This window comes from Marinobacter sp. NFXS11, from assembly GCF_040148675.1.
Lineage (GTDB): Bacteria > Pseudomonadota > Gammaproteobacteria > Pseudomonadales > Oleiphilaceae > Marinobacter.
The window spans coordinates 815347-832088 of sequence record NZ_JAGDDV010000002.1 but is presented as its reverse complement, the minus strand read 5'-3'; the positions used below and the strand labels follow the sequence as shown (position 1 = coordinate 832088).

The following is a 16742-nucleotide window of genomic DNA, read 5'->3' as shown; positions in this document are numbered from 1 at the left end:
GGTTATTTCTGCTTTTCGGCGTTTTCCAGGATCTTGTGGAAGACCTTCACGGTGCACTCGATCTCTTTGTCGCTGATGCCTTCCAGCATTTCCTCGCGCAGCACCTCGGCTCGCCCGGAAAGGTCATCCATAAACGCCCGGCCGGCGTTGGTCAGATGCAGCCGCCGTGCACGGCGATCGTTCGGACAGGGCCGGCGCTCGATCAAATTCTGCTGCTCAAGGCTGTCCAGTAGTCGCACCAGAGTCGGATTCTCGATCGCCATGAGGCTGGCCAGCTCCCGCTGGGTGAGGCCCTCACCGCCTTTTTCCAGGTACACCATCGTGCTCCAGCGCGCCTGGGTGACGCCCAGATCCTTCAGGCGCTCATCGAGCATTTTTCTCCAGCGCCGGGTAACCCGCGCTACCGCAAAAGGAAACTGGTCTCTCATTTGTCGTCACTCCATATCAGAAGAGGGCTTGGCCCTGCCGAGCGCTGCCGCACTTTCGGCTAATTAATCACATTATCGGAAAGTCACCAATAGTATGCTAACCATTGAAATAAAAACAGATACGGAAGTAAAAACAAAATCGGGGAAAACCGAAAGCAGCATCAGCTCGCCTGACGCTGCTCTTCGTGCATCTCCTCGACTTCGGGAGACTCGTGGAACTCGCTGTTTCGGGGATCGATTTCGGCAAGAACCGGCGACGCTTCCGGCATGGCAGGCACGAAGTGCTCCTGGTCTGCAACGGCAACGTCCTCGGTATGACTGATCCGGTAACTGGTAATCGCGGCCAACAGCAGCAGAAATCCGGCATTGCCGAAGAACAGGCCTTTCGGCCCCAGGAGGTTGATCAACTCAGCCATGACAACCGGCCCGATGACACTGCCAACCCCGTAACTGAGCAACAGCGTGGCGCTGGCCGCAACAATACGGGTGCTTTCCATACGGTCATTGGTGATGGCCACGGCTACGGGGTACAAAGCGGCTGAAAGCCCCGTGAACATACCAACCAGAAGGGTCAACAGCCACGCATTGTCGGCCCCAAGAACTCCGACACCGCCTGCGGCTGAAGCCGCTACCAGGGCGATCCAGAACATCACCCGGCGACGGTCGAAACGGTCGCAGAGCCGGCCTAGCGGCCAGGCAAGGATCATGGCCGCGACAATGGCACTGGCCATGAACGTGGATGTCCGGGCAACGTCCAGCCCGATCAGTGTTGCGTACACTGGCCCAAGCGCATAAAAGCCGCCAATCATGACGCCACAGATCAGGGCGCCGGCAACACCGGAAAAGGACTCCCGGGCCAAAGTGAAAATAGAGATACGCTGAACCTGCTCAATAACGGGCGCTTCCATTTTGGTCAGAGCAAGCGGCATCAGCGCCAGCGCCAACAGGATCGCGGCAATCGAGAAAGGCATAAAGTTGGCGGGGTCGCCGATATTTACGATGAGCTGGCCGCCGGCGGCGGACAGATAAAAAACAATCTGGTACACCGCAAACAACGCACCACGGTTGGCATTGGTGGCACGGCTGGAGAACCAGCTCTCGATAACCACCAGCACACCGGCAATACTGAACCCGGAGAGTACCCGCAGAACGGCCCAGAAAATCTCGGAAACGGCCATCGGATAGAGTAGCGATGTAACAGCGGCAGCGGCGGCAAACACGGCGAACGCCCGGATATGACCAACCCGGCCGATAATCCGGTGAACGTAGAGCGTACCCAACACAAAACCGATGGAATAGCAGACCAGAATCCAGCCGATAATATCCGGTGATATCGCCTCGATACTCAGGCGGATGCCAAGCAGTGTCATCAGGAATGCATTGCCGCTGACCAGCAGAATAATGCTCAGAATCAGGGCAGACAGGGAGGTGACCATTCGGGTCATTACAGCGGCTCCGGGCGTTACAGGGTATTTTCGCTTGGATGACAGACAAAATAGCAGCAAGTCCCGGACTTTGCCGGCGACGTATTAGATCAGTAGCGGGAAGTGAAGCCACTAGGCACTTCCCGAAACGTGTTAACTGCGTCACAAAAACCCGCAAAGGCCGCCGTGTAGCGGTTTAACAGGGTTTTACATTAATGCGCCGTAACAGACCATGAGTGTCGGAGCAGGTAACATGAAAACGAGCTATTCATTGGACCGTGAGCGCCTGGTTATGAAAAAAACGGACTGGCCCATCCGCTGGGATCTGCTGCTTCGCTATCGACTCATCGAAACGATTGCCCTGTGGGAAGGTCGTCTGACAACCAACCACATCTGCCACAGTTTCGGGATCGGTCGTCAGCAGGCGTCCAAGGATATCAACACCTATCTACGCGAACTGGCGCCGGGCAACCTGGTTTACGACCGTCACCTGAAAGGTTATGTCCCGGCCGATAGGTTTCGCCCGGTGGTCACCCGTGGCGTGGTGAATGAATATCTGGACCTGCTTGCCCGCCAGCAAAACCTGAGCACTACGTTTGAATCCCTGAACATTGGTCTGCCGGACAGCACAGTGGTTCAGGGTCCGAATCGCGTCATCGCGCCGGACACCATGCGTGCCGTGGTGACGGCAACACGACAGGGTAGACAGCTGCGGGCCAGCTATGCCTCCCTGAGCCGACCGGAAGCGGTGGAAAGCATACTTGAGCCACATACTCTGGTTTGTGCGGGCGACAGCTGGCACTTGCGGGCCTGGTGCGACTCAAACCGGGAATTCCGGGATTTCGCCCTGAGCCGATTCCGGACCTCGCCCGAAGCCCTCCGGCAGCGCGCCAGGCACAACCGGGACCAGGACGAGCACTGGAACCGGCAGGTTACTCTGGTGGTCACCCCGGATCAGCGCCTGACCGAAGCCCAGCAAGAGATCATTGCCCGGGACTACGGCATGGAACATGGTCGTCTGGAGGTTGCTACCCGTGCCGCGCTTGCCCCTTACGTACTGTCCCGGCTCGGCATTACCTTCGACAATGAGCACCCGGATCCTCTGGTGCAACAGCTTGAGCTGGCCAATCCCGACCAGTTGGGATTTGGCAGCAAACGCGAGCAGGCTCTCAAAGCCGTTGCCGGCCTCAGCTAAACTGCCAGTGTGAGCTCTGAGACCTGGCGGTATTTCTTTCTCTGCGTCCTGATTCTGTCGATTCTGCCCGTAGCAGCGACGGCAGACTCGCTCTGTGGTGATCCCGCAACACCCATTTCCCGGATCCAGGGCAATGGCCCGGCCTCGCCCATGGCGGGAGATACCGTCACCGTCGAGGGAATCCTGACCCAGGATTCCCGGGCAAAGGGCGGCTTTGGTGGTTTTTACCTGCAGCAGGCCGATCACCAGGCCGACGGGAATCCCGCCACTTCCGAAGCGCTGTTTATCTACACCAATCGTGATATCGCCGATGTCGGCATGCGACTGCGGGTAACCGGAAAGGTGAAGGAATACCACGGTCTCACCGAACTGGTGTCGGTTCGGAGCATCCGAACTTGCGGGCATGAGGCACTACCAACGCCGATTCCTATAACCCTGCCCTGGACCATCGATCCGGAACATCTGGAGAACATGAGAGTTACCTTTCGCCAGGCCCTGACGGTGGTGGACAACTACAACCTGGCTCGCTATGGCGAGCTGGCGCTGGCCGCCTCAGACCAAGTTCAGCCCACGGAATACCTGCCGCCCGGCAAGGAAGCACACCGGGCACTCACCCGAAACGGGGCAAACCGCGTGCTGCTTGATGACAACCGGTCCCAGAGAGACCCACGCCCGGTACCCTGGCCCCCAGGCGGCCTGTCTTCGGCAACCGTAAGGGCCGGGGATGAGATTAAAGGGCTCGTCGGTGTGCTGGATTTCCGCTTCGATGCCTGGCGGCTCCAGCCCTCTCAGGAGCCGGCTTTCCTCGCCACCAATCCCAGAGAAACCGCGCCCGAGCCGCGACGTGAGGCTTCGGTACGGATCATGGCTCTGAACCTTGGTAATTTCTTCAACGGAGATGGCCGGGGCGGCGGGTTTCCAACGAGTCGCGGGGCTGAGACACCGGCGGAATTCCGGCGCCAGCAGCAACAACTGGTGAACACACTTCTGGCCCCCGATCCGGACATTCTTGCGCTGACCGAACTTGAGAACGACGGCTATGGACCGGCAAGTTCCATTGCCGAACTTGCAGACGCCCTGGGCGGCACCTGGCGGTTCGTCAGCACGCCCGGCCAGGACGGCGATGACGAGATCCGGACCGGTCTGCTCTACCGCAGCGACAGGATTAGCGCCGTTGGTCCGCCAGAGCGGCTCGCCAAAGGGCCATTTGAATCGGGAGGCCGGCCTCCCCTGGCACAGATTTTCGGCCGAACAGACGGTGATGCCACCATCCAGATAATTGTTCCTCACCTGAAATCGAAATCCTGTCGGGGCGCCCGTGGCGATAATCAGGACCAGGCCGATGGCCAGGGCTGCTACGCGAGCCGGCGGACCAACGAAGCGAAAACACTGGCCGCCTGGTCCGGCAGCGACACCCGCAGGCACCATTCAGTCGGCACCCTGATAATCGGTGACCTCAACAGCTATGCCCGCGAACATCCCATCGCGGCGCTGGAGCAGGCAGGTTTTACCAGCATGGTGGACCATTTCCATCCCTGCACCGAAAAGACCTGTGATCACTACACTTACCGTTACCGTGGTCAGAAGGGCTCGCTGGATTTCGTACTCGCCTCCGAGACCTTAAAAACAAGGGTTACGGGTGCCTGGAGCTGGCTGGTGAACGCCGATGAGCCCCGGGTACTCGACTACCGGAGCGATCACCCTGCATCCGGCCGGGGACCCTGGCGCTCCAGCGACCATAACCCGGTGATTGTCGACCTGAAGCTCTGACTTTCGACGCCCCGTCACGGGCAATCTGTTGCCCATTCGCCGACGTCCACGGGCACTGTGGCCAAGGCTCCGGATGCTGGTCCCGGTAGACTGGCGGTCAGACCCAACACCGGTGATCGCTGACAACCATGAGAATTCCTGCCCCCAACTTCTGGCCCGCTGCCCGCACGGGACAACGATTTCTTCTCCAGGCCCGCCGCCGTGAAACCATGGTCGATGGGCACAAGATGGTTTTCCTGGAACGGGGATCGCCAGATGTCGGCCGCCCGACGATCGTGCTGATTCACGGCTTTGCCGCCATGAAGGAAAACTGGGGCCTGTGGCTGCAAAGACTGCCAAGACACTGGCATCTTCTGGCGCCGGATCTGCCGGGGTTCGGGGAGAGTGATTACCGGCCGGAGGCCTGCTACCGGTACGAAACCCAGGCCCGTCGACTGGCTCAGTGGCTTGCAGGCGTTAGCACGGACAACATCCATCTGGCCGGCAGCTCCATGGGTGGCGCGATTGCCGCAGTACTGGCCCACACACTGGATCCGGCGCCCCGCTCGGTGACGCTGCTCAACAGCGCCGGCATCCCCGAAAATACGGAGGTAGACATTCACGCCCCCTTGAAGTCTGACCGGGACGGCATCCTGATTCCACGGGACTGGAAAGGCGTCTACCGTATGTTCAACAGTGTCGGCACCGGCAAGCCCACGGTCTCCGGACTTGCCATGGCCGGCCTTCTCGGACCGGACCTCCTGGGCCGCACCGAGGCCCTCCGGCATATCTTCAGTGACATGGTGGCAGACGCGCTGGCACCGGCCCGCTACCTGGGCCCCGAGACACCGCCACTGCAGGTTCAGTGGGGTGACCGTGACGTGATTACCCCGACCCGCTGCGTTGACTGGTTCAGCTCGGCCACGCCTCAGGCGGAAATCCACATGTTCCGGGGTGTCGGGCATCTTCCGATGCTGGAAACGCCCGGGCGATCTGCCGCAGCTCTGGAACACTTCGTCCGCCGTCATGGCCAGTGATCGATCCGGGTGCTTCCTGCCAAAGGGGCGATGATTGGCCTTTCAGGCCATTTATTCCGTCACCGAAGTCATGGGGCAACGAGCCGCGAGGCGCCATAATCGTCGAAACCAAGCGTTCTGCGACATAACAAGAACAGAATCAGACGAGGAAATCCCATGCGCGCCTCCGTTTCAACGGCACAGGACCTGGGCATGCCGGCCATCTACCTGCATCTTCTGGCCGAACTGCTGAACACCATCGGTGTTGACGAACAGGACCTTCTACTCCGGGTCGGTCTTGACCCGGTCCGCCTGCAATCCACCGATCGGCGGGTGAGCCAGACCCAGGCCAGCGAATTCGTCACCCGGGCCATTATCGAGAGCGGCGAACCCGGACTCGGGATCATGCTCGCCAGGGAGCTGAAGCTGCCCCTGCACGGTGCCCTGGGCACGGCCGTCATGAGCAGCCGAACCCTGGGCGATGCCATGGAGCTGATGACCCGATACCTGACGCTGCGGGTGCCCCATCTTCGGGTCTGCAAACGGGAGACCGGCAACCTGGCCTGGTACGTTGTGAATTGTGATATCGACCTCGGACCCCTGCACGGCTTTATCATGGACGCCATGCTGTTCGGTTGCGTTTCCATGGGGGCACAGTTGACGGGCTCACTCATTGACGGTTTGCGGATTGTTCGAAGGGGACCGGAGCCGGCCTATTTCCAGCGTTTCCGCTCACAGATCCCGGCACCGGTGGAATTCGGCGCTACGGAGAATGCCCTGGTGATTCCGGTTGGCCGTCTGAGCCTGCCCGTGCGCTTCACCGATGATCAACTGGCGGCCTCGTCCAAAGCCCAGTGCGAGGAAGCGCTGCGGCAGCTGACCGAAGACGCCGGATTTGCCTGTCGCGTCCGACGGGTGATCGAGACCAGCCACCCCTTCCCGCCAAAACTGGCCCGGGTAGCGGCCACCCTGTTTGTGTCCGAGAGAACGCTCAAGCGGCGGCTGCAGGAAGAAGACGCCAGTTTCCAGCAGCTGGTAGATCAGGTCCGCCTGGAACGGGCACAGGATCTGCTCCGCAGTACCACCATGAATCTGAGCCAGATTGCCGATGCCCTCGGTTACGCCGACGCGGCGAATTTCACCCGGGCTTTCAAGCGCTGGACCGGCAGCAGCCCCAGCCGTTACCGAATTTCGCCGCCGGGCCCAGATCTCACCAACGCCAGGCGTGCACTGGCCACGGGGTAATCAGTCGATGCCGATGATCTTGTGCATCTGCAGGGTGAGGCGCCACTGGGGATGCGCGAGACAATAATTGGTGGCGCGACGGGTATTGCTTTGTTTGATCTCATCCACGGCCGTTTCCGGTATTGAAGGAGAGGCCATCGGCGACAGAAAGTAATGGCTCGCGCGAATGCCCAGGAATCGCTCCGGCATCGCCAGGGGCTGGGGATAAACCAGCTTCAACTCGTCACAGGCCTCAAGCACCACCGGGGCATCGGCTTTCGGACTGACGCAGAGCCAGTCGATTCCTTCGGGCGCGGGCAGGGTACCGTTGGTCTCTACCCCGACCTCGAACCCCTCCCGGTGCAGTGCCTCAATCAGGGGAGCATCCAGCTGCAGCAGAGGCTCGCCACCGGTGCAGACCACGTAGGGCTTGCCTGGTGCGTCGGGCCAAAGATTGCGTATGTGACGGGCCAGCGCCTCCGCGGTTTCAAAGCGGCCGCCATTCTGACCGTCAGTGCCGACAAAATCGGTATCACAGAAACTGCACACGGCAGTGGCACGATCCTTCTCGCGACCGGTCCAGAGATTGCACTTGCTGAAACGACAGAACACGGCAGCACGCCCGGCCTGGGCGCCTTCGCCCTGCAACGTGTAGAAGGCTTCCTTGACCCGATACATCAGCTTGCCGCCTCGTAGTCCAGGGGATCTTTGACACCATTGGCAGCGAAGGCTTCCAGTCGTTCAACACAGGAGCCGCAGCGTCCACAAGCCCGCTCCCGGCCGTTGTAGCAGGTCCAGGTCTGTGCATAGTCCAGTCCCAGACGCAGGCCTTCAGCCAGGATCTGACCCTTGTCCATGGTCATAAAGGGCGCCTCAATGCCGACCGGCTCGTAGTTGGCCACGCGGCAGACCGCGTCCATTTTATCCACAAACTCCGGGCGACAGTCCGGGTAGATAGCGTGGTCGCCACCATGAGCTCCGTACCAGACGGCGCCAGCACCCGCGGTCACGGCGTAACCGGTCGCCAGGGACAGGAGAATCATGTTTCGGTTAGGCACCACCGTCGCTTTCATGCTGTCTTCTTCATAGTGGCCTTCCGGCACATCGATATCCGAGGTCAGCGATGAGCCGGCCATCACCTCACTCATGGCGCGGATATCGATCACCTTGTGGGGAATACCCAGCGCTCCACATACAGATCGCGCGCAATCAAGCTCCCGGACGTGGCGCTGCCCGTAGTTGAAGGACAGGGCATGAACCTGGTAGCCGCGCTCCCGGGCCAGATGCAGCAGGGTGTAGGAGTCCATGCCTCCGGAATAGATAACGACTACGGTGTCTGTCATTCGGGCTCCCCGTATGGTGCGGTTCGGATTTGGCTGGTTTACTGTCGCGCCCGAGGCCTGTTGCTGTCATCGGGCTTTTACAATGAATGGACATATTGTAACAGTGCAGGAACAGGTTGGGTTCGCGTCTCGCTTGCGGGGCGGGTAAACTCAGCGAAAAACAACTCATCAGCTACACTGACTCCATGACCACTATCCAGCCGGCATTCATCGATTTCGAGGCTTCAAGCCTTGATCTGATCGCGAGCTACCCCATCGAGGTGGGAATCTGCATGCCGGATGGCACCCTCCACAGCTGGCTGATCAGCCCACATGTGCTCTGGCAGGACTGGTCACAAAGTGCTGAGCAGATCCACGGCATTTCCCGCCAGACCCTGGAAGCGGATGGTATTGCGGTGAGCGAAGTCGCCAGTGCCCTCAACGAACTGCTCCCGGAACAGGTGTTTTGCGATGCCTGGACGTTCGACAGTTTCTGGCTGCACCGTTTGTTCAAGGCCGCCCGCATAACGCCTACATTTCAGCTTGAATCCATTTCAGCGCTGTTGGACACGAGGCAGGTACGCGAGTGGTCGGCACTTCGCCAACAGGTAATTACAGAGCTTGGCCTGCCTGTGCATCGGGCCGCAAACGATGCCCTGATTCTCCACAAAACCTGGGAACGGATTGCACCGGATCAGGACGAACTGGCGCCGTTAACGGGTCAAACCCGGCAGGCCTGACGCACTTCCAGGTGATCAGTGCCTGGCGTGACGGACACGCAATGCGATGACCTCGAGACCATCCCTGAGGGTATTCAGCGTCCAGTAGGTCACCAGCGCCATGAGTGCGGCTCCGGTCACGGTAAACACCAGATTCTCACCCACGACCTGCTCCTGCGCGACCAGCAGGTAAAGACCAAGTGCAATAATCAGGGCGAGTTCAATCAATGCGTGGGAACGGAACTTTTTACTGGCAGATCCGGCTTCGTCGGACATTTTGCTAGGTTTCAACCTCTGTCTGTTGATGGCTATTAATCGAATATTAGTGTGCGAATTATCGCCGGGACAGGCCGCAAAATCTGTAAGAAATAATGGCTACGAAGATTCCACTACCCAAAAAAAACGCAGCCATGGAGGCTGCGTAGAAAGGAGAGATCCATAGACTGCCTGGCGCGGCAGGCAGTCAGGATTGCACAACGTAAAACACGTGACGGGTAGGATTATGCCAAGCGGCCCTGGAGGCCGTCTGTAGGGGTTTGCCGAAGAAGCAGGGCTATTGCAAACGGCCCATTAGCCTATACACTGGTAGTCGAACCGAAACACAAGAGCCGGTATGACCAGGATGATTCCACAGTTCAGTGCTTACACAGCAGCAGGTTGCCATGCAGGGCAGTCTGTTCGCGCGATGGTGAAAGACATCTAACGGCTTTCGGTCAGTCCCGGGAGCCTATGTAGCGACCGGGTCAGCTTCTCCGCGAAACCCCGGTTGCTTCAAGCACCGGGGTTTTGTTTTTGCAGCCGCAAAACGACAAGGAGAACATCATGAAGAGACATCCGACAACTCGCGCAGCAAACCAGCCCATGAACAATCGCCAGGGCCCGATCAAGCGTCCGGAGAAGCTGCCGCTGCTGGATGCAATCTGCAAAAAACTGAATCAGCGCGTCAATCTGGATGACGAACAGCGGGTGCTGGGCGTGTATGAGCGGGGCTGGATCTTCAAGGGCGTCCTGGGCGATATGAACGACGCCGAGGCACGGTACGTCAGAGCACTGGCGACCCGTTACAATTCCTGGATTGCCCGGCAGGTCGCCTGATTCAGAAGCCGCGTGTCTGAACCGGTTAGTGGCGCCGGTTCAGACCCTGCATCATTGCCATATCGCCACCGTGAACCATGGCGTAATTATTGACAACATCGTGTATTTTTTCCTGGGAGTAGGGCTTGACCACGTAGCCGTTAGCGCCGGCACTGATCGCCCGCTGAATACTCTCGATCGAATCGTCCGCCGTCACCAGCACAATGTGCTGTTCCTCACGAGCATCCTTGAATTCCAGCATCAGTTCATGCCCATCGCCGTCCGGCAATCCCAGATCCAGCAGAATGATGTGAAATTCCCCGGCCTTGAAAGCCGTCCGCGCGGAAGCCGCGTCAATACACTCGATCACTTTGGTTGCGCCAGCGTTGTAGAGCATATCCACGAGCCGCTCTCGCATCACCGGCTCATCTTCCACTACCAGCACTTTCAGATCCGTCATGTGGGTTGCTCCTCTCAAACTGTCGGGTCGTTGCCCGTGCGCCGCGGCAGGTCCAGCGGCGCTGGTCGGTGCTCACTCATGTCATTGTAGTCAGAGCGTGGCGGGGTCTCCTGATTGTCCGTCGTCCCATCCTCCATGCCAAACCGTGTCAGTATATTGCTGATGCTCACGGCGGTTGTGTAGAGGGATATCGCAATAATCAGAAGGATCGGCTGAACAAAGGTTACAAAACCGGGTACATCCGCGCTGCCCAGTATACTCAGGATCAGAATGATTGCCGGCCCCAGCACCACGAAAAGCGTCAGCGCAATGAAGAAAACAATCCGCTCCTTGTAACGCCCGAGATCCCGGTTAGTCACGAGACCGAGCACGAACTTGCCGATAGCCAGACCAGCAAGAATAGCGGCGGCGATACTCAGGTCCGGTCGCAGCAGGGTTTCGTAAAGCCGGCCTTCCCACAGCCGTTGCATGCCGATAATCAGAAAGGGAAACAACACAAACAGGATATCGGCATAAGTACCATACATCATGCTCAGGGAATGGTGTTCTCGGCGTTCCGGCAACTCACTCATCGGGTTCTTCCTGTTGGTTGTTCTCGGCACACATCAGCCCGGGGTTTTCGCAGCGGCGAGGGCACGGTCTATCATTTCACCGAAACCCTTGAGTTCGCTGCGAACCCGGTCCCAGTCCGGTTCGGTGACTTTCAGAAGATCTTCCACTATTCCTGCCTGTCGGGTCATCAGCGGATAGCCCATGGCTCCCGCCGTGCCCTTGATCTGGTGGGCTTCGGTTTTCATTGCCTCACGATCAGCGTTCGCCAACGCGGCGTCCATTCGGGCCCGTCGCGCGGCAAGCCCATCAAGAAACTGCGCCACCAGGTGGGCAATTTCAGCGTCTTCGCCGGTATCCGTGGCGAAAACGCGCCCCGTGCCCAGCAGTCGATCCAGCAGGGCCGTAAGGTGGGACTGGTCAATAGGCTTGTTCAGCACGCCATCACAACCGGCCTCAAGCAATGCATCGGTTTCCTGCTGATCACCGGCTGTGAAGGCAATCACCGGCCGCCGGAACCCGGCCTGGCGCAGCAGTCTGGTGGCAGCAACGCCATCCATACCGGGCATGTGACGGTCCATCAGCACCAGATGAACGGTATCGGACAATGCTGTCCGAACCGCGTCCTCACCGTTGGTAACAGCCACGACGTCCAGACCTTCCCGGCGCAGCATCCGCTCCACCAGCTGACGGTTCTCCGTGTTGTCTTCGGCAACGAGCACCTTGCCCTGGTAGCGCGGCGTTGGGCTGTGGGCAAGTTCCGGGGTAACCGACAGGTAGCGGGCCAGGGTTTCATAGAATCGCTGCTTGTCGATGGGCTTCGCCAGATGTTCATTGCAGCCCGCCAGCCGATAGTCGGCAATGTCTTCGGACATCACATTGGCGGTCAGGGCAATCACCGGCGTATTCACCCCGGCTTCCCGAAGTGCCGCCGTCGCGTCACGCCCGTTCATCACCGGCATCTGGATGTCCATCAATATCAGATCGAAGGGTTCGCGAATCGCCAGTTCCAGCGCTTCGGCACCGTTGCTCACATGGACCAGCTCGGCGCCGGTTCGCGACACCAGCAAGGAGACGAGCCGACGGTTCACATCGTTGTCCTCGGCACACAGGATGCGTCCCGACAGTCGTGGCGCCACAACCATGGGGATGGCCCTGCGGCGCTGGCTAAGCTCTGAGGCATCGCGCAGAAAATGAACCTCATCCAGTGGCCCCGTCCGGATCGAAAGCTCAAACTCACTGCCCTCACCATAGGTGCTGTTCACCCGGATACTGCCGCCGAGCATTTCCGCCAGACGACGCGAGATGCTAAGCCCAAGGCCAGTGCCACCATATTGCCTGGAAATGGCGGCGCTGCCCTGGGCAAAAGGATCAAAGAGCCTTCCCAACTGTTCCGGCTTCATGCCAATGCCGGTATCCACTACCCGAGCCACCAGCAGCTCCTGCTCCCGATCACAGCGAACTACGAGGGAGATAGAACCTCTATCCGTGAACTTCAGGGCATTTCCGCACAGGTTGATGATGATCTGTCGCAGTCGGGTCGGATCGGTAAGGATCTGCTCGGGCAATGGGTACTCGCAGATGATACTGAAATCCAACCCTTTTTCCCGGGCCCGGGGGGCAAAGAAGGCGCGGATTTCATCAAGAAGTTCCGGCAGATTGACCGATACGATATCGACATCGAGTTTGTTGGCGTCGATCTTGGAATGGTCAAGGATATCATTGACCAGATCCAGCAGGTGGCGCCCGCTGCGCACAACGGTCTCGGCGCTGCTTCTTTTCTCAGGCTCACTCAGATCCGGATCAAGCAGGGTTTCGCCGTAACCGATGATCGCCGCCAGTGGTGTGCGGATTTCATGACTCATGTTGGCGAGGAACTGACTTTTCGCCTCCGCGGAGTTTCGGGCCAGTTCCTTTTCGAGCCGCTCCTGTTCACGCTCCCGTTCGATCCTTTGTCGATTGTGACTTTCCGTGGCGTCGATGCAGGTGCCTTCCAGATGGGTGGGCTCACCCTCGGTGTCATACACCGTGTGAAGTGAGATGGTCGCCCAGCGCTCGTCACCATCCCGGGTCAAGTATCGGGCCTCAATGCCCTTGACCGTGCCCCGGGCCTCCAGCTGTTCAACCACCAACCGCCGCAGGCGATCATCGGCAATACAGGTTTCCAGCACGTCCGGGTTCCGCTTGAGCAGCTCACGGCTGCTGTTATAACCCAGCAAACGCGCCATGGCTGGATTGGCGGTAACAAAACGCCGATCCGGGGACATCTGGAAGACCCCCTCGATGGCGTTATCGAACAACGACTGGTAGCGCTGAAGATTCGACAACGCCCGCTGGCTCCAGCCCAGCGCCTCGCCCTGAACCTGCTTGATCCGGTCTGCCAGGGCAAACGAGAACAGAATGATCTGGGCGGTCAGACCAAACTGGGGCGAGTAGGCAGTGAAGGTGTTCAGCGGCAGTATGCCCATCACCGTCAGGGCGTAGATACCGAAGCCCACCAGCGCCAGTGTCCAGGCGAAAAAATAGGAACGGGCCGCCGGGTTGTAATAGCGCCAGGACAGGTAACTGACCACGATCAGAATCAGGCTCAGCAGAATGGAGCCAACCACAATCCATTCCATGGCCACGTGGTAGGGCAGGAACAGCGACAGCACAAAAGTGGCAACCACCGAATACAGGCACAGGCGGATGACCTGATCAAGATCGGCAGACCGCTCTCGGGTCTCAAGCAGCGACCTTGCCATCAGCAGTCCCCAGAACCAGGTCAGAATGATCTGGAAGTGCAGGAACTGCTTGTCGAACAGAGCGGGCCGGCTGTCGAGAAGCTGGATACCGTGAACCTGTTCGGTGAAGATAAAGATGGCCGCAAAGACCAGGTAGAGCACGTAATAGATGTTGCTCCGCTCGCGAACCGAGACCGCGACGAACAGGTTGTAGGCGAGAATGGCCAGTACCGAACCAAGCAGGATGCCCCGCACCAGCTCATCAACCGAGACTTTTTCGATGTAGCTGTCCGGGTGCCAGAGGCTGATCGGCAGACGGAAAGTATTAGTGTTGACCACCCGCAGGTAGACGTGGCTGAGGGAATCCGGTGCCAGCGAGAGGCGGAATGTCGGGTTGGGGACGGCCAGGTCCCGTTCCACCCAGTTGTCCTCGTAACCCGCCTGTCGCTGATCAACCAGATCTCCGTCGCGGACCATGAACAGGGTGATTTCATCCACCAGTGGCAGGGCAAGCTCAAGGATCCATCCGTTCTGGTCCAGATTGCCACCCGAGCGCAGATCCAGGCGCACCCAGTATGCGGATTCCGTGTAGCCGAAGTTCAACACGCCGCCTTCGTGGCGGGTGAAGGCACCCGATTCGAGAGCGCGAACATCATCAAGGGTCAATGCCTGCCCCGGGTCCTCGAGATACCAGATGCAGCCACCCAGATCACGAATACTCTCGATACCGCCGTCCAGGACAATCTTGCCATCACGGCAGGGCCCGGCCGCACTGGCCGACGCCGGCATCATGGCCGTGGCCAGGAACAGCAGGGCCACTACCAAAGACGTCACCGCTGGAAGCGCCAATTCAAGCCGTTGCCGCAAAATGTGATCTCCGCGAGGGTAGATACCGGTTTTTTGTTTTACTGTCAGTAGCCACGCCGGGGCTATACCGTCCCGGTGACTCACTTTAGCCGTTTACACCGTTTTCCGCATCCCGGGGCCATCTGAAATGAGACATTCCTGCATTTTCGCCGCTGTTTCCATCACCACACTTGTCCTGAGTGGCTGCGGACTTGAGGATACCGGCCCGTCCGCGTTCAATCCGGCTACCAATGTGGATCTGACCTTCTCGAGCTTCAACCTGGAAAACACCAAGGTGGCGCCGGACAACCTCGACAACACCCGTTTCTGGGACTTCTACCGGGGCATCCAGCCCGCGGCAGACGATCCCGACGATCTGGAAACCACCGGGGAAATACGCAGCCACATCGATATTTTCACCAGCGCCACGCCAACGGATGCGGGCACCAGTTATGACAGCGTGCGCAACTCTCTGGATCTGATGAACCAGGTGCTGGCCTCCGGCGAAGTCACCAATTTCCAGGAAGGCAAACGATACATCAGCCAGAGGATTGCAGATGGTGTCGCAGGCACCTACAACACCCGGGGTAACGGCGCGCAGATCCGGTTCACAGACCAGTCGGCGGTGATTGGCAATCTGCCGCTGAACGACCAGCTCTGGATCTACCCCACCCTCGACTGGCGTTACCTGCCGGATGGCCCGGAAGGCTCGGACCTCGAAAACAAGGTATATCGCACGATCCAGTATGTCAGCCGCAGCGTTGAAGAAGAGGAGCAGGCCGCCCAGCCGGAGCTGGTCAGCGTGCTGGCAGGCAGCCGGTTTGATGCCAACAGTTTCATGACGCTGGGCTACAGCCCCACTGAATTCGCCACCGCCGACTACCTGAGCCGGAGCCATGGCAGCATTGAACTGCGCCAGGATTTCATTGACGAAAACACCGACACGCTGTTTATCAAGAATGACGAATCCGACGTAATCACACTCGATCGCTATCCGGGTTATGGCCTGGGAGACAACAGCCCGGACTGCCTGAGAGTCGAGCTGGATTACAACATGGATCTGGTGAGGATTTTTGCCTCGAACGGCGAGCCAGCGCGCATTGACGACCCTGACTCAACCGACGGGCAGGACACCATTCCGAATCCGGCCAATTGCACCTACCAGGAAGATGCCGACGCGATTACCAGCTGGACAACGGTGCCTGTTGCCGGCCGCTAGCCGGCGCCGCCATCCCTGAGGTCCCAGTTCTGCAGGAAGCCTTTCTTGCGGTCGATCATACGTTCATAGGTGGAGATCATGATGGCCGCGTGGGGCGCTTTGACAAGACGCAGGGTTTCTATTCGGCGCTCCAGCCGTTCAACTTCAGACCGCACCTGCTGGTGCACATGATTGCGAACGCTATCGTGATGGTCCAGCTTGACCTCGCGGGAGGCGAACTGGTTACTGGGGGATGTGGGCTTGTCCATTCGGCTTCTCGTCCAATGAGTCGTGATAGATCCTTTTCCCATCACGCAATTCTGCACAACTGTCCGACATAGTGCAATTAAAATGAATAGAGTTTCATTTTTATTTTCAGCTCTGCCGGACCTCCTGTCATCCAGACGACAGAACCCCTGCTATAGTTCCCTGTAGAGACGACATTGCCCACCGACAGGAGCTCCCATGACCCAGACATCCGTGGCGGATACCCTCCGTGAATATCTGTCGCTGCTGGAACTGCTGGACGATGCCTACTGGGAAGCCAGCAGCATTCACCACAAGGACATGCTGTACGACATCATCAGCATCTTCAGCCAGGAAGTGGCCGAGATAAACAAGCTCAGTATCCAGGACCACCATTACCCCTATGAGGTAATTACAGAAGGCATACGCCGGGTGGTGCCCAAGCTTGAGCGACTTGATGAAAACCGGGAAGACGTCATCCAGCGCACACAGACCCTGACGGATTTCAGGGACATTCTGTCCTCCGTGCTGGGCATACTCGAAGCCCAGCTCAGGACGCTCTGAACCCT

At 58.9% G+C, this 16742-nt stretch carries 17 protein-coding genes; 8 read left to right on the top strand and 9 right to left on the bottom strand.

Annotation, left to right across the window (positions count from 1 at the left end; all coding sequences use genetic code 11):
- Positions 1-2: 2 nt before the first annotated feature.
- Both J3362_RS12780 and J3362_RS12775 read right to left on the bottom strand, forming a co-directional pair.
- Complete coding sequence (locus tag J3362_RS12780; RefSeq protein WP_349520160.1) at positions 3-428, bottom strand: MarR family transcriptional regulator; 426 nt, start codon at positions 426-428, stop codon at positions 3-5.
- Between the two features lie 161 nt (positions 429-589).
- Entirely contained in the window at positions 590-1873 is a 1284-nt protein-coding gene (locus tag J3362_RS12775) for an MFS transporter (protein WP_349520159.1), read from the bottom strand.
- A gap of 271 nt (positions 1874-2144) precedes the next feature.
- Between J3362_RS12775 and J3362_RS12770 the strand changes: the two genes are divergently transcribed.
- From J3362_RS12770 to J3362_RS12755, 4 genes are all read left to right on the top strand, one after another.
- Positions 2145-3047 carry a helix-turn-helix transcriptional regulator gene (locus J3362_RS12770; protein WP_349520952.1) on the top strand — a complete coding sequence of 301 codons (903 nt, stop codon included), beginning with the start codon at positions 2145-2147 and terminating at the stop codon, positions 3045-3047.
- Positions 3048-3056: 9 nt separating this feature from the next.
- A complete protein-coding gene (locus J3362_RS12765; protein WP_502882432.1) occupies positions 3057-4817 on the top strand; it encodes an ExeM/NucH family extracellular endonuclease in 1761 nt (586 codons plus the stop codon).
- Between the two features lie 128 nt (positions 4818-4945).
- Positions 4946-5833, top strand: coding sequence for an alpha/beta fold hydrolase (locus J3362_RS12760; RefSeq protein ID WP_349520158.1), 888 nt, complete (start codon positions 4946-4948; stop codon positions 5831-5833).
- 156 nt (positions 5834-5989) lie between these two features.
- A complete protein-coding gene (locus J3362_RS12755) occupies positions 5990-7057 on the top strand; it encodes an AraC family transcriptional regulator (RefSeq protein ID WP_349520157.1) in 1068 nt (355 codons plus the stop codon).
- Here J3362_RS12755 and queE read toward each other — a convergent pair whose 3' ends face one another.
- Positions 7058-7714: a 7-carboxy-7-deazaguanine synthase gene (gene queE, locus J3362_RS12750; protein WP_349520155.1), complete on the bottom strand. Its 657-nt coding sequence runs from the start codon at positions 7712-7714 to the stop codon at positions 7058-7060. It lies immediately after the preceding gene.
- A complete protein-coding gene (queC, locus tag J3362_RS12745; RefSeq protein WP_349520153.1) occupies positions 7714-8379 on the bottom strand; it encodes a 7-cyano-7-deazaguanine synthase QueC in 666 nt (221 codons plus the stop codon). The genes queE and queC overlap by 1 nt, the downstream gene beginning before the upstream one ends.
- A gap of 185 nt (positions 8380-8564) precedes the next feature.
- Between queC and J3362_RS12740 the strand changes: the two genes are divergently transcribed.
- Positions 8565-9098 (top strand): 3'-5' exonuclease, encoded by a 534-nt coding sequence (locus J3362_RS12740; RefSeq protein ID WP_349520152.1) that lies wholly within the window; start codon positions 8565-8567, stop codon positions 9096-9098.
- Positions 9099-9113: 15 nt separating this feature from the next.
- Here J3362_RS12740 and J3362_RS12735 read toward each other — a convergent pair whose 3' ends face one another.
- Positions 9114-9353, bottom strand: a complete 240-nt coding sequence (locus J3362_RS12735; RefSeq protein WP_008176800.1) for a hypothetical protein — start codon at positions 9351-9353, stop codon at positions 9114-9116.
- A 546-nt stretch (positions 9354-9899) separates the two neighbouring features.
- Here J3362_RS12735 and J3362_RS12730 point away from each other — a divergent pair.
- Entirely contained in the window at positions 9900-10172 is a 273-nt protein-coding gene (locus tag J3362_RS12730; protein ID WP_349520151.1) for a hypothetical protein, read from the top strand.
- A gap of 25 nt (positions 10173-10197) precedes the next feature.
- Here the strand turns inward: J3362_RS12730 and J3362_RS12725 are convergent, their stop codons facing one another.
- Genes J3362_RS12725 through J3362_RS12715 form a run of 3 tightly spaced genes read right to left on the bottom strand, consistent with a single transcriptional unit; the run spans position 10198 to position 14675 of the window.
- On the bottom strand, positions 10198-10611 hold the full coding sequence (locus J3362_RS12725; RefSeq protein ID WP_008176796.1) for a response regulator: 414 nt from the start codon (positions 10609-10611) through the stop codon (positions 10198-10200).
- 14 nt (positions 10612-10625) lie between these two features.
- The gene (locus J3362_RS12720; RefSeq protein ID WP_349520149.1) at positions 10626-11183 is read right to left on the bottom strand and encodes a hypothetical protein; all 558 of its coding nucleotides are present in this window, start codon (positions 11181-11183) and stop codon (positions 10626-10628) included.
- Between the two features lie 33 nt (positions 11184-11216).
- On the bottom strand, positions 11217-14675 hold the full coding sequence (locus J3362_RS12715; protein WP_349520948.1) for a response regulator: 3459 nt from the start codon (positions 14673-14675) through the stop codon (positions 11217-11219).
- A gap of 202 nt (positions 14676-14877) precedes the next feature.
- On the opposite strand from J3362_RS12715, the gene J3362_RS12710 reads away from it, so the two are divergent.
- Positions 14878-15948, top strand: a complete 1071-nt coding sequence (locus J3362_RS12710; RefSeq protein ID WP_349520148.1) for a hypothetical protein — start codon at positions 14878-14880, stop codon at positions 15946-15948.
- Here the strand turns inward: J3362_RS12710 and J3362_RS12705 are convergent.
- On the bottom strand, positions 15945-16196 hold the full coding sequence (locus tag J3362_RS12705; RefSeq protein WP_349520146.1) for a hypothetical protein: 252 nt from the start codon (positions 16194-16196) through the stop codon (positions 15945-15947). The two genes, J3362_RS12710 and J3362_RS12705, sit on opposite strands and share 4 nt — an antisense overlap.
- A gap of 196 nt (positions 16197-16392) precedes the next feature.
- On the opposite strand from J3362_RS12705, the gene J3362_RS12700 reads away from it, so the two are divergent.
- Complete coding sequence (locus J3362_RS12700; RefSeq protein ID WP_008176786.1) at positions 16393-16737, top strand: hypothetical protein; 345 nt, start codon at positions 16393-16395, stop codon at positions 16735-16737.
- Positions 16738-16742: the final 5 nt, after the last annotated feature.